This is a genomic window from Bacteroides sp. NGMCC 1.200775 (genome assembly GCF_040798045.1).
Lineage (GTDB): Bacteria > Bacteroidota > Bacteroidia > Bacteroidales > Bacteroidaceae > Bacteroides > Bacteroides hominis.
The window spans coordinates 1-14,652 of the sequence record NZ_JASCQK010000005.1; the positions used below are offsets into that span (position 1 = coordinate 1).

At 43.6% G+C, this 14,652-nt stretch carries 9 protein-coding genes; 3 read left to right on the forward strand and 6 right to left on the reverse strand.

The features are described 5' to 3' along the window. Nucleotides 1-429 precede the first annotated feature (429 nt). Nucleotides 430-1,167, reverse strand: a complete 738-nt coding sequence (locus QK890_RS13845; protein ID WP_005812561.1) for an acyltransferase — start codon at nucleotides 1,165-1,167, stop codon at nucleotides 430-432. A 391-nt stretch (nucleotides 1,168-1,558) separates the two neighbouring features. On the opposite strand from QK890_RS13845, the gene QK890_RS13850 reads away from it, so the two are divergent. Together QK890_RS13850 and QK890_RS13855 are read left to right on the forward strand one after the other, a co-directional pair. After that, entirely contained in the window at nucleotides 1,559-2,308 is a 750-nt protein-coding gene (locus QK890_RS13850) for a M15 family metallopeptidase (RefSeq protein WP_122330826.1), read from the forward strand. Between the two features lie 8 nt (nucleotides 2,309-2,316). Continuing rightward, nucleotides 2,317-3,516 carry an SAM-dependent methyltransferase gene (locus QK890_RS13855; protein WP_367627412.1) on the forward strand — a complete coding sequence of 400 codons (1,200 nt, stop codon included), beginning with the start codon at nucleotides 2,317-2,319 and terminating at the stop codon, nucleotides 3,514-3,516. A 45-nt stretch (nucleotides 3,517-3,561) separates the two neighbouring features. Here QK890_RS13855 and QK890_RS13860 read toward each other — a convergent pair whose 3' ends face one another. From QK890_RS13860 to QK890_RS13880, 5 genes are read right to left on the reverse strand one after another with little or no spacing between them, the layout of a single operon-like run. Next, complete coding sequence (locus QK890_RS13860) at nucleotides 3,562-3,969, reverse strand: DUF4945 domain-containing protein (protein WP_005782981.1); 408 nt, start codon at nucleotides 3,967-3,969, stop codon at nucleotides 3,562-3,564. A gap of 16 nt (nucleotides 3,970-3,985) precedes the next feature. After that, nucleotides 3,986-5,731 carry a RagB/SusD family nutrient uptake outer membrane protein gene (locus QK890_RS13865; protein ID WP_022011746.1) on the reverse strand — a complete coding sequence of 582 codons (1,746 nt, stop codon included), beginning with the start codon at nucleotides 5,729-5,731 and terminating at the stop codon, nucleotides 3,986-3,988. An 11-nt stretch (nucleotides 5,732-5,742) separates the two neighbouring features. Next, nucleotides 5,743-8,934: a TonB-dependent receptor gene (locus tag QK890_RS13870; protein WP_032529723.1), complete on the reverse strand. Its 3,192-nt coding sequence runs from the start codon at nucleotides 8,932-8,934 to the stop codon at nucleotides 5,743-5,745. Between the two features lie 51 nt (nucleotides 8,935-8,985). After that, a complete protein-coding gene (locus tag QK890_RS13875) occupies nucleotides 8,986-10,638 on the reverse strand; it encodes a glycoside hydrolase family 172 protein (RefSeq protein WP_032540056.1) in 1,653 nt (550 codons plus the stop codon). A 23-nt stretch (nucleotides 10,639-10,661) separates the two neighbouring features. Continuing rightward, entirely contained in the window at nucleotides 10,662-12,035 is a 1,374-nt protein-coding gene (locus QK890_RS13880) for a sugar porter family MFS transporter (protein ID WP_005812555.1), read from the reverse strand. A 552-nt stretch (nucleotides 12,036-12,587) separates the two neighbouring features. On the opposite strand from QK890_RS13880, the gene QK890_RS13885 reads away from it, so the two are divergent. Further along, complete coding sequence (locus QK890_RS13885; RefSeq protein ID WP_137569996.1) at nucleotides 12,588-14,189, forward strand: hypothetical protein; 1,602 nt, start codon at nucleotides 12,588-12,590, stop codon at nucleotides 14,187-14,189. Nucleotides 14,190-14,652: the final 463 nt, after the last annotated feature.

The following is a 14,652-nucleotide window of genomic DNA, read 5'->3' on the forward strand; positions in this document are numbered from 1 at the left end:
CGGGGGCAAAGAATATCCCAAGCGGCAAATAACAAAGGACTTCCGGAAAAAAGCAGAGCATTTTCAAACAAACAAGCGGGGATATGAAAATGCTTTTTAAGGGGAAAACTGACAAGAAACAGAAAGTATAATTCTGAATACGAGGGAATTATGGAAGTTTTTCAAGCGATGGCAGAGGGTGGAAGATGGAAGATGAAGGTGGAAGATAAACGGGCTGAAAACGCGATCTTCCACCAGGGTAAATAAATGATAATCAGATAAAAAGATTGAAAAAGGTGGAAGATGGAAGATAGAAATACATTTCACGGATGAGAGGACAGAAAAGGCACTGTCCACGATTTTGTGTAAATAGAGAGGACTCTCCATAGAGAGCAGCGCCCCTATTTACAATTACCTATACCCTCACTTTTCTTTTGCAACTAACAGTAGTCATCCTTTTAAATACTTATTGATACATCTACGGTCCCAGTTAATTCCCTGTTTTACAACTTTAGCCGGAACACCCGCAATAATTACATTGGGTTCATTAAATACCCTCGTTACGATACTCCCCCAACCAATAATACTATTATCAGAGACTTTCACATTTTTACAAACCTTCACATCTTTTCCGATCCATACATGCTTACCTATTACGATACTCTTAGCAAAATTTATCGGCTCACCCTCTAAATTCGTTATCGTATGTGCGTCGGTACACCATATATCAACGCCCCAGCTCAACTGACTATCGTCTCCAATACTGATGCACGAATCATCTTCTTGCAAATATAACGTAACGCCATTAATTACTACACGATTTCCAATATCTACCCGACAATTATTAGCCATTCTTGAAACACCGGCTCCCAGTCCCGGAAGTTGCCCAATGATAAGCTTCAATCCCGTCATACCCAATATGGTAGAATAGCGTAAAATAATCGTCCCTATATTTACTATATTATTATCTCCTTTTACAACCAGAAGAAATCCATCACTTAGCAACAATTCTTCCGCACTATCTTCAGAATCGCAATACATTGAAATGTGATTGTTATTCCCAATGATCGTTATGTTAGCTTGATTTATAATCCGATTAAACCGTTCGTTCTGAGAAGCCATACAGTCAATCCGATTATGTGGGAAAATCAATGTAATTTCATTATTTTGACCATTAACATGTTCCATATCATTCTAAATCCTATAGTTTACATTCGTAGCAATACAGCTTTTACTCCTTTCTGCCAAATGTACGAGAAGGAATAGCTTCACATTCATTAGCCTACTCCTGATCTTCTTCATTTTAAGTAAATTAACGATTACAACAATAAACCGAAAGCAAATGATCCTCTCAAAGCAAATATCAGAGGAAAACAAGTATGGCAGGAAAGACAGGCACGATGAAAAGACTAATGCTTTTTGCTCAAAAAAGCTATCGGGAGAATCTAATTTATAATGCATTGTAAATCCGATGAGGTACATATAGGACAAGCCTTAAAAACGAAAAACTTCCTCACTTCTAAAATATGCGCATATGTTTTTATACTTTTGCATTTAATAATTCAACTAAAAAAATCATATGCAGCCCGGATCTTTAGCAACTTTCATCCTATTACTGTTTATCACAACCTCTTGCCGGAATAAGGAAACGCAGTTCTATCCCGTACCTATGGACTCCATAAATCTTGTAGCCCCAGAAAAGCCACAACCGATTGCAGCCAAAAGTCAAACAGCTCTTTATCTGGATTCAATCGGACTGGTAAATATCTCCGAACTCGACTCTACATTCATAATCAACCTGATGTATGCCACCCCGGATAATTTCACCGGTCAACTTCTTTATGGTGATTTGAAAGAGGCATATCTCCATCCGGACGCAGCTAAAGCCCTTTTGCAGGCACACCTGTTACTCAAAGCAGAGCATCCTGGCTATCGCCTGGTGATTTATGATGCAGCACGTCCGATGTCCGTTCAGAAAAAGATGTGGGATGTTGTAAAAGGAACCTCTAAATATTTCTATGTATCTAATCCGGCACGAGGAGGAGGACTGCATAATTATGGCCTGGCAGTAGACATCGGCATAGTAGACTCTCTCGGGCACCCACTTTCTATGGGAACCGAAGTTGATTATATGGGTGCAACATCGCATATCACAAACGAAGCAGAACTCGTGAAAAAGGGAAAAATAACACAACAAGAACGCGAAAACCGAATTCTACTAAGAAGAGTCATGAAAGGTGCAGGATTCCGTGCACTCCCCAGCGAATGGTGGCACTTTAACCTGTGCAACCGAGACGAAGCAAAACAAAAGTATAAACTTATAAACTAAAATAAGATATGTACCTTTCTCCGGAAACAGTCCTGTTTATCCGGGAGCATCGCAATGACGATATACGCTCCCTCGCATTACAGGCAAAGAAATATCCCCAGGTTGACATGTCCTCTGCTATCGTCCAGATAGCCGGATGGCAAGCCGCCGCTTCAAAAATACCAAGTTGGCATGCTACGGAAAACCTTCTTTATCCACGTCATTTATCATTGGAGCAATGTTCATCGGAAATCACCGCACTCTACAAAGCCTCACTGGCGCAGGGAGAAACGCTGGTCGATCTTACGGGCGGATTCGGTATTGATTGTGCTTTTCTCGCAGCCCGGTTCAAAACAGTCACCTACATCGAACGCCAAAAAGAACTTTGCGAGATTGCCGCTCACAATTTTCCACTATTGGGATTAAAGCAGATCCGGGTACAAAATGCCGATGGAGTAGAGTACTTGCAAACAATGTCGCCCACAGACTGTATCTTCCTGGACCCGACACGCCGCAATGAACATGGCGGAAAAACAGTAGCCATATCCGACTGTGAACCTAATGCAGCCGCACTGGAGGAATTATTGCTTGAAAAAGGGCAACAGGTTATAATCAAACTTTCCCCAATGCTCGACCTTTCTCTGGCTATACGGGACATGAAGCATGTTTCTGAGGTCCACATTATCTCCGTCAACAACGAATGTAAGGAACTGTTGTTAATGTTGCGGTCTGAAAAGACCTCTCCGATGATCCTGCCTACCCTATCGCAGCCTATCGTCTGCATCAACTTTGCAAACCGAAAAATACAGCGTTTCGTCTTTACGCGCGAAGCAGAGCAGAGCACCGATTGCTCTTACACCCATAAAATAGGTACTTACTTGTATGAACCCAACGCCTCTATTCTCAAAGCCGGTGCTTTCCGCAACATCGCTTCTGCGTTTCATTTAAGCAAGCTCCATCCCAACAGCCATCTCTACACCTCGGATGAACGGATAGAAGAATTTCCAGGCCGAATCTTCCGGGTGACCGGCTACTCAGGCCTCAACAAAAAAGAACTGAAGAATCTCTTAAATGAAGTGGATAAAGCCAACCTCACTGTCCGCAACTTCCCACAATCTGTGGCAGAACTACGAAAACGGCTAAAAATAGCTGACGGAGGTGATATCTATCTGTTTGCTACTACCCTGAACGATGAAAGAAAAATCATCATCCGATGTGAGAAAGCATAAAATGAAGAGAGGCAACGTCGTCCCGACGCTGCCTCTTTCTCTCAATCAATTTATAGAAACTGTTTGTCCCAACGAATAAATCTCGTCTGACTGCCCATAAGGCTTTTCTTTCAACATCCCCTGAACTTTAACCACAATCCTGTATTTCGATTCAGGTTCTTTCAGTGTATATTCCCACGAAGTAGGCTCACCTTCCAAAGAAATCTGATGCTCTAACACCGCCCCCTTGTAAACCTGAACATAAACGGATAAAGGACGTTCCACCTCTTCCGGAATCGCTGTAGGCAATTTCCATTCAATCAAAGCTTCATTATCAGGTGATAGTGACGATTTCAAATCGGTCACCGGGGGCAAAGAAACCCCATCCTTGAAATCAATGATATCGCGATCCTGACAACCTGTGACAGCAAGTATACAAAGCATCACAGAGAAAAAATATAGTATTCTTTTCATAATCGTCTGTTTTTTATTAGTAACCCGGATTCTGTATATAATTTCCTTTCGCCCAGTTCATCTGTTGCTGAGGAATAGGCTTATATTCATCTCTTCCTGCAACAAAGACAGCATTATTCATCCACGAGAAGCGAGTTTTTTCTTTCTTGAAATAAGCATTCATCGTAGGTTCCAGAATTCCCCATCTTTGCAGATCGAAGAAACGTCTTCCCTCACATGCCATTTCAAGACGATTCTCAAACATCAGTGCTTTCCATGCATACTCTTTGGTCCATGCAGCCTCGTCAGTATATAAACTAACTTTATAATTCATATAAGGAGTACCGTCTGCCATCAATAGACGGATTCTACTGTTATTGGCACGTTCGCGTAGCTTATTGATGATAGGACGAGCTTCTTTATGGCGATCCAACTGAATCAGAATTTCAGCTTTCCACAATAAAACTTCAGCATAACGTATTTGTTTCACGTTCATTGAGTTGCGGTTTACAATGATACAATCGCAACCGGCAGGTACCAATTCCTTAACAGATTTCAGATAACCATAATCACCGGGGCTTCTGGAAGCCTTCTCTTCATACAACAAGTCCGGATTATATTTATAAGGATATCCCGGAATGGCTGCTGTATGACTCAGACGAGGATCGAAAGTATTTTCACTGAAATACTCTTTGAATCTTCCTTTCAGTTCCGCATCATTAAACGTATCGAACAAAGGCAAACCGTCTTTATCAGTTCTGAAAGCATTTGCCATATTAAAGCTCATCTTATGGAAGTCACAACATGGGAAATAAGGTTCCCAGGAAGGAGCATTCAATTCTGCACCGTTGTTTGTATTTCCTCCACTTGATGTTCCGTCATTGATAGAATACTGGATTTCCCAAATTGCTTCTTTGGTAGCATTATCATATTCCGGCAAGAAATTTTCGGCAAAGTCTTCACATAAACCTACATTTCCACCTTCCTGATCGGTGATCTGGTTAATATAAACCAGAGCGCGTTCCAGAATCGCCTTATCTACCTCAACCACCTGATGTCTTTCATCTTGCTTGTATGCCATGAACAACAACGCTTTGGCAGCCATAGCCCGTGCGGCATTCTTATTGATACGGCCTATCTCTTCCTGCTTTTCAGGCAACAGTCTGACAGCTTCTTCCAGATCGGCCACAATGTGTTCCCACAAATATGTATCATCAGTACCATTAGGACGGTTCGAGATATTGGTCACATCTTCCACCGTTCTGCCATTCTCTTCATCTACCCAAGGAATATATCTCCACAGCGTCTTCATAAAGAAATAGGTAGCTCCGCGCAGGAATTTCACTTCACCGGTACGTACGCCCTTCAACGGATAGTTTTCATCGGTAACTTTAGACAGAGCATAGAGTGCCAGATTGTATCTGGATATCGCTACATATCCCTTGAACCAAGGTCCGTCATTATTGCCTACATTAGCGGTCACAGAAGAGAAAACTTCCATATCGTGCCAGGCAGACTGGTCACTTACACCCGATCCGCCTTTGTAAGCATCGTCTGACCGGATGGAACCATGCATCCACCATGCATGAGCTTCCGACCAGGGCAGATAAGGGATCAGCGAATAGCACGGAGTCACAAAATCATCAATATGTTCAGGCTTTCCTAATAATAAATCATCAGCCAGCACCCCTTTAGGGTTAATATTCAATTGGTCGGCACAGCTCGTCACCAACAAGGAAAGCAAAAGGGCAGATGACAGAAATAAACTATAAAAGGTTTTCATACTATTTCTATTTAAAAGGTTATATTAACTCCAACTGTAGCGGTAAATGGAATGACATAGCCAAAGTCACGGATTTCAGGATCGGGACCCGAGAAGCGGTTGCTATCCCACCATTTCTTGATAGTGAATACATTGTTAGCCGAAACATAGGCACGCAAGCGGCTGATCATGGCTTTCTTCACCAAACTTTCCGGGAAAGTGTATCCCAATTCCACTGTTCTCAGTTTCAGGTACGAACCATCTTTGAGGAAATACGTAGATGTACGCTTTTCATCATTGGTGTTACGGGTAGACAGAGCCGGAATGTTAGAATCCGGATTCTGGGGAGACCAGGCATTAAATACGCCTTTCAGGTGATTGGTATTATTCACATTCTGAATGTTCCAGAAGTCACTGTATTCAATCCATGAATCCCAAACATCTCCGCCATGTACACCCTGGAAGAAGAGAGCCAAGTCTACATTCTTATATGAAGCCTGAAGGTTCAAACCATAAGTAAAGTCCGGATCGCTGACACCAATCCACGTACGGTCATAATCCTGAGTAATGCGTCCGTCGCCATCAAGGTCCTTGTAACGGATACGTCCCAAACCTTTTCCAGCCTGTTGCGGTGAGTTGTCCACCTCTTCCTGAGTTTTGAAGATTCCGTCTGCCACATATCCGTAGACAGAGTTACGAGGACGTCCGATAATATCGTCCAACATACCGTTTCCACCATATACACTTCTCACGTTGTCCGGCAATTCGGTAATCTTATTCTTGAAGGTAGCAAGGTTTCCCGTAATGCTGTAACTAAATCCGGACGGAAGGTTATTCCGGTATGTCAACAAGATTTCAACTCCTCGGTTTTCCATGCTCGGACCATTCACATAAGTATCTCCACCTTCACCAAACGCACCGATATAAGGGGGTAAATAAAGCATATCGGTTGTTTTCTTATAAAAATAGTCGATAGTTCCGACCAGGCTCTGATTGAAGAAACCGAAATCGATACCGTAATTGGTCTGTGTCACCGTTTCCCATTTCAGTGTCGAATTACCGGTGAGATATTTGCGGAAACCAGACTGTAAAGAACCGCTTTCCTGTCCGTTCATAGCATAAGAAGTTCCGTTATAATCGGCTACATAGCTGCTTTGCAAGTATCCACTCGGGATAGCCGAGTTACCGTTACGCCCCCAACTGAATCTCAATTTCAGATCCGAAAGAAAATCTACATTCTCAAGGAACGGTTCGTTCTTGATTCTCCATCCCAGCGAAAATGCTGGGAAAACTGCCCAACGGTTATCAGCACCGAACTTGGAAGAACCGTCATAACGTAACGTTGCCGATGCCAGATATTTGGAAGCATACGAATAGTTAAACTTACCGAAGTATGACAACAGAGCATAAGCATCACCCGAACCGGTAGCCTCTGTAATCTTGTCGCCGGTAGCCGAACTCAAAAAAGCATAGTCTCTGTCTTCCAGGGTCAAACCGTCTTTCCGCGCATAGAATGCTTCGCTTTCAGCTTTCGTGAATTCCATTCCGACTACAGCTCCTATCGAGTGTTTTCCGAATTGCCCGTTATAGTTGATCTGGTTGGTCCATTGGTATTCAAGGAAATGGGTCTGATCATTGCGGACATAATTAAATTTTTCATCACGGCCCGAACCATCTGCTTCACCCCATTTTTTATCGACTGCCCGATAGTATGAACCGCGATAGTCTACACCGAACGATGTTCTCAGGTTCAAACCTTTGATAATCATCAAATCGGCATACGTATTACCAATTACCTTCAGGAACTTATTGACATTGTCTTTCCCCAGGATAAGGTCTTTCACCGGATTACGATAATCGTCCATACCCACGTCGAGAGAGGCACCACCCCAACCACCGGTTTCGGTATATACAGGAATGATAGGGGGTTCATTCGCTGCAAGCTGAGTATGATTGGCTTCGCGATAGTTCATGTAGTTCAACTCCAGATTCTCACCTACTTTCAGACGACCATTCAATAAATCGTATTCCGAATTCAAGCGGGCCGAATATTTCTTCCAGAAGGTTTCAATCTGGATACCTTCCGTATTTTCATAACCCAGGTTGAAGAAAGTACGTGATTTTTCAGTACCACTCGATACTGAGATCTGATGATTCTGCGATACTCCGGTACGGGATATTTCGTCGATCCAGTTAGTATCGGCCGAGCGCATAGTCTTGGCTGTATTCAGCCATTCCACCGGTTTCACGGAGTTAAGCACCGGATAACCGTTACCGTCATAACTCCAGTCGTAATCGAAGAAACGAACACTTTGTTTGATCTCACCCAGTTTGTCATCGTTGGCATACGCCTGCCAGATGGCACGTCCATATTCTTCAGTATTCAGTAAGTCGGGTTTATTAACCCACTTGGAAAACTGTACACGACCTTCGTAGCTGATTTTCGATTCACCCTTTTTACCCTTCTTCGTTTCGATAATGATCACACCACCGGCAGCTCTCGAACCATAAATACTGGCCGAAGCAGCATCCTTCAACACCTGAATAGATTCAATGTTCGCCGGGTTGATGTCCCTCAAGTTATAATCGCCTGCCAATCCGTCGAGTACGATCAGCGGGTTGGGTTGTGCATTCAATGACGTAAGTCCGCGAATCTGTATCGAAGCATTTCCACCGGGGCTACCATCGGCAGTAATAAATACACCCGGCAATTTTCCCTGCAAAGACTTCAGTGCGTTAGTCGAAGGATTCTGAGCCAAATCCGAGGTATTAGCAATGGCAACCGAACCGGTCAGATCGGCTTTGCGCTGCGTCATATATCCGGTCTGGATAACCACCTCGCCCAACATCGTGGCATCATCGGCCATTACCACGTCGATCTTGCTTAATCCCTTCACAGCTTTCTCCTGTGTAGCCTTTCCAATAAATGAGAATACCAGAATATCTTTATCCGAATTCACATCAACCGAATACTCACCATTCAGATTCGTAATCGTACCTTTCGAAGTGCCCTTTACCGACACGTTTACTCCGATCAGCGGGTCACCTGTTTCCTTTTCGGTCACCGTACCCGTAATGACTTTCACCTGGTTGATATCCAGATTGCCTGCGTATGCCATCATTGTCCCCGAGAACAAGACAACCACCCAGACCAAAAGCCTTCTCAACACTTCTTGCAGCCAGTCACTTCCGGAGGCCACAAGGCAAGGTCTTTCATGTTTCATATTCACCAATTAGATTTAATTAAAAATTTAAATAATACTATCATATGTTTTTCAGTTTGCCGAAGCTTCGACAGCAGGCAGCAGCTGCCGGCGGGCTCCTTCAATACCTGAAGTTCCAAATACCTGTGCCTCCGGATCACCATACCAGTAAATGGTAGTGGCATAATCAACCTCACCCCGTTTCCATCCCAGCATTTCAATATCGAACTTAAAGCTCTTATTGAAAGGGATGCCATCCAGATGGCGGGTGCGATAGAAAGCATTATAACCGTGAGAGCTTTCCAAATCGGCTCTCGGAGCTCCTCCGAATGGAGTATAGAAAGGCACTACCGGTGCCCAAGAGCTATTATAGTAGTCTTCCGTACCTGTGCCGAAATGTGAAGGGAAAGTATCATCGTCTACCCAAATCTTCTCGTCACCTTCGCCATACCACAACGGAGCATGATTGTACAGTGAAAGTAAATCACCTTTATAGACGCCCTTTCCTTTTAGTGTAGCGAAGTTCCATTCTACACACTGATCGGCCTCTTCGGGTTTATCATGGATGTAGATACCGTTCTCCTGCCTCCATGAAGCATAGAAATACAATGACCGGTCTTTATTCCACTTCAACGGGGCCACGTTTACCTCCAGTTCAGTATCAACCGGCTGGGAAGAAAGGTTCAGTACTTTCAAGACTCCCGATTTGCGGTAAGGCATCAACCAGCGACTGGAGATGTTCCCTTTCCCGTCGGACGTCAGATACCAACTATCCACTTTGGGAGCACCCATGCCACCTCCGGAGAAATCACTCAAGGGCACCCATACGGTCTGTTTCCCGTCGAATGTGGCACTGAACACCAATTCCCGCATCAATTGCGCATATTGCTCCGGATTATCAACACGGATATTGAACTTCACTTCATACACCGCATTTTCACCTGTCGGCAGCGGAATGGTCAGTGAATCGGAAGAAAGAAGGTTCTTATTCTCCCGGATCATTTCACCTTTACGTCCGGCCATCGGATGGAGAAGACGATCGTCTACTTCAGCTATTTTCTGTGCTGCTCTCTCTACCACTTCTTTAGAGAAAGTCTCCACCTGTGTACCCTCCGGATATTTACGGAAGTTGATGTGGTAATATTTTGGAGTAGGATTCACTCCCGGTTCGTCTTCGAACGTCACTTTACATCCACGGGCATACGGGATAGGCAGGAACAGGGTATTTCCTCCCTTACCTTCGGGCGTATAGCTGGTGTGTGCCTGCAACATTCCTCTTCCCAATCCGGGCACATTGATCCGCATCAGGTCATAGGCGGGAATAATCCAGCCCGGCTGGTCGGAACCATCGAAATAAAACCTCCATGTACCGCGTTTGTCAATAGTAGTAATCCAGATGCGGGTGATAGCCCCCGGTCCGACTTCGTCGAACATTACTTTCTCGATACGGCCTGCTATCGTATCTACCCGCTTGATTCCAAACCCATCGCTGTTGGCAAACCAACCGGCAGAATCGGGTGATACCGATGCACGGTCATAACTACTTTCCTGACGACAAGTATAAGAGGGAACCGGATATAGCGCCTGCTCCTCCACCGATACCATTTCGTCCAACAGCGTTTCCAGTGTTACCGGCTTATCCGACACTTGAGAGCCGCATCCCCACGAACAAAACAAGAGTCCTGCGCAAACGGACAACCATACATTTCTTTTACTTTGTTTCATACTTATATCTAATTTTGTGTTTATTATATTTTCGAGAAAGCATGTTCTTCTTTTGCGGTCTTTTCAGCTTCTTTATCCACTCCCAATTCTTTTTCTATTGCCTCCAACGACTTTCCTTTAGTCTCGGGCACACAAAATAAAATGAATGCGAATGCAGCAATGCTGAAAACAGCAAAGATTCCGAATGCGACCGATCCGCCCAGGTTATTCAGTATCCAAGGAAAAAACTGAACGGTAAGGAACGTACATAACCAACTTACTCCGGTAGAGAGTGACATGGCCGTTCCACGGATACGGGAAGGATAGATTTCGGAAGTTACCACCCACATCAGCGGTGCCAGCGAAGCTGCAAAGAACCCGATGTAACACAGCACGGCTATCAATGCGCCGATACCATTGGCAGCAGGTACAACAAAGGTATAGACCAAATAAAGCAACGAAAGACTCATTCCCAAGCTTCCGGCGAGAAGCAGGATTTTGCGTCCCACTTTATCGACCAGCCATACAGCAATCAGGGTAAACAACAGATTCACCACGCCCACCAGGATGGATTGCACAAGGGCAATATCCCCGGCAACACCTGTCATCTCAAAAATAGAAGGAGCGTAATTAATAATGACGTTAATACCCGTAATTTGCTGTAAGGCGGCCAGTATAGAACCTATGAAAACCACTTTAGCCAAGTTACCCTTAAACAATTCTGTTACCTTTATCCTATCTCTACCTTCTTGTGTGTTTGTGTCGGACACGGTCATCTCACCGGCTTCCAGGTTCAGTTTACTGGCCACCTGTCTGGCTCTGCCTGCTTTTCCGCGGGCCGAAAGCCATCGCGGACTCTCGGGCAATATAACCAACAGTAGCAGGTAGGCTACACTAAAGAAGAACGGGAATCCCAGCATCAGGCGCCAGTTCCGCTCGTAGTCCAGCAATATATAATCTACAATATAAGCAATCAGAATTCCTATCACAATGGCCAGTTGATTGTAAGAGACCAGTGTTCCCCTCAACCGGGCAGGAGAAATCTCGGATATATAGATAGGTGCTACGGCAGAAATCACGCCGATCCCCAGCCCACATATCAGGCGAAAAACCAGCAGTGAAACCAGATTGACAGACAATGCGCAACCTAAAGAAGAAACAATAAAAAAGATAGCTGACGAGAACATTACTTTCTGCCTGCCATAACGGTCACTGAAACCTCCTCCCAGCAAAGCACCGCAAAGGCAACCTACGGTCAGAATACTTACCACCAATCCCAAAGCCATATCATCCAACATGAATTGTTCCTGTAAAAAAGGAACGGCTCCGGAAATACCTGCCATATTTAATCCCACAATCAATCCACCAAAGACGGTGATAAAGGTATATAGGAATAAAGGTTTGTTCTCTCTGTTCATTTTGATTTTAAATTTATAGTAGTTATACGATGTGTGATTGTTGATGCAAGGTTAGCCAGAATAGTACAGAAGCGATATAACGCAGGAAACAAATAATATAAGAATGGTAACATCCGGCAAAAATACTGCCAGACTATCAATCCGGTTACCCACTGATGTAACGAAAGGATAAAGCTAATAATGAAGCATTTGGAAAAAAATGATTCTTGTAATAAGTGGGTTGTCTTTTATCAAAAGGAAGGTAACGTTTCAAAAGACGTTCGTCTGATGCAACAAAGATAAGTCGCTTTTTTCATCTGTGCAAATCTTTTTACATCGTTTTAATTATCAGTCATTTATCTCTTCTTTTTGTATTCAGCGCACAGAGCAAAGACCGTGTTTCAAAAAACGAACGTCTTTTGAAACACAAGAGCCGTTCTATCTATCTAACTTACACAAACTTACCGCAAAATAAAAGCTGTATTCACAGCCTGCTATAGCCGGCCTGTCCATTCTTAATGGGAAGGCCATGCTGAGTACGATCTATTTTATTCACTTTTAAACATTTGAATTATGAATACAAAGGCAAAACTTCTGTATGTAGGCTTTCGTGCGTTAAGCACATGCTGTGTGTGCGCAGCTTTTTTAATGATAACATCGTGTGGAGACAATGTTGTGAACCCCGACAGCCCCGAACCGGACGGAGGGGATATGATCCCTATTACGGTCAGCCGGGTTGAGGATGGCAGCTATATGGAAAGTCATGTTGATACTCCCGCCACAACCGGGGGAAGAACTCTTGTAGACGAATGGGTACCGGTTAAGGAATCACCCGCCAGCAGGGCCATACCCGCTGCCGTACCTTACGAGGGTCCTTCAGTGGTCCGGATGACACTCCGCGAAGAGCCGCAAGTCACTACCCGTGCCGCTACATTGGGCAACGGCATTTATTTCCGGTTGATCGCTTTCCGTAAGGTGGGCAGCAATTACGTGTTCCAGTCGGCAACGGATTTTACGACGAACGGGGCTTCCGCTCCCACACTCAGGCAAGGAAAGTTACTCACCAGAGCGGGAACTGTCCGTGTGATCGGATACTCGTTCAATAGTACGACAGCGATGGGAACAATCCCTTCATCCTATGCCTATAACGGTACTTCCGTCACTATCCCGAATATGAGTAATGACTTTATGGTTTATGACTCGGGGGACATAGCGAATGTAAATACGTTCAGCCATAACCTGTCGGTTAGTTTCACGCAAAAACTCTGCAAGCTGACGGTTAAGCTCTCCTTGTCGCAGTTTGGAAGCAACACGTTTACCAACTGTACGGGCGTATATGTTTCTCAGGGCGGTAATGCGTCCGCCTGGACGATAGGTCCCTCTACAAATAATGTAAGTGCCAATACCGGAAATACGTCCACATTCAATATAGCCAATAATTCGACTGCCACTGTGCGGTTAGTTCCTTTTTCGGGTTCACGGGCGATCACGGTGCATATCGGTACGCTGACTCTTAGTAATTACTTCAATGCGAATAATCGGAATATCACCTCGAGCCAGAATGTACAGTTGCTACCAGGAAAGAGTTATACCATTACACTGAAGTTTGAATTGGGAGTACAATTGGCGGCAAGTGACATTAACCTGACACAAAACGGATGTACAGCGAGTGATAAAAATAATTTGGCAAAGCTGAGATGGGCTACGGGAAATTTGAAGAGTACCGGAAATACGAATTACGTGTGGACTACTGCAACAGATAGAGGTTATTATTATACGTTTTATAGTACTTATACCGGAAATACAAATACTAATAATACAGATCCTTGCTCTAAATTAAATACTGCATATTATGGTACAGGATGGCGTACTCCAAGTAGGAATACCTTAGCAATGCTATCTCGGTGTACAAACAAAGCATTGATTAATAAAGGCATGTGGTTTATGAATAGTAGTATAGGGCTTTTTTTACCTGCTGCAGGATATCGTAATGACAATAGGGGAGGCAGTGGCACTGAAGCCACAACAGGTCCTGATACTGAAGGATATTATCAAAGTAGAGACGATGCAGGGGGAACTGTTTCGTATTTTATGCTTTTAAGAAATGGAACGGCCGAAATTCAGGCTTACCAAAAGAAAGATGGTAAAACAGTACGTTGTGTAAAAGGAGATTAATGAGTTTTCTGAATATTCTTTAAATAGTAGCAGTCTATTTACAATAGATATTAAACAATAATATTCACTTTAAATAAACCGATTATGGGAACTTAATTCAAAAGCCAGCGTGAGAATAATGTTGTGTTACATATAAGAGAATAGGAATACAAGACAAGTAAATGAGAAGACTTATAAGATGCAAATTTAACTTTTGGGAACGGTGTTTCAAAAGACGTACGTCTGATGCAACAAAGATAAGACGCTTTTTTTATCTGTGCAAATATTTCCACAGTGTTTTAATTATCAGTCATTTATCTGTTCCTCTTATATTTAATGTGAAGAGTAACAATAATGTTTCAAAAGACGTACGTCTTTTGAAACATTATTGTGTGTCCAAGACCGTTATATCTGATTGTAATACACAAACTTACGCATAATAAAAGTGGTATCAAACAGCCTTTCCGGACTTATACGAGGATGT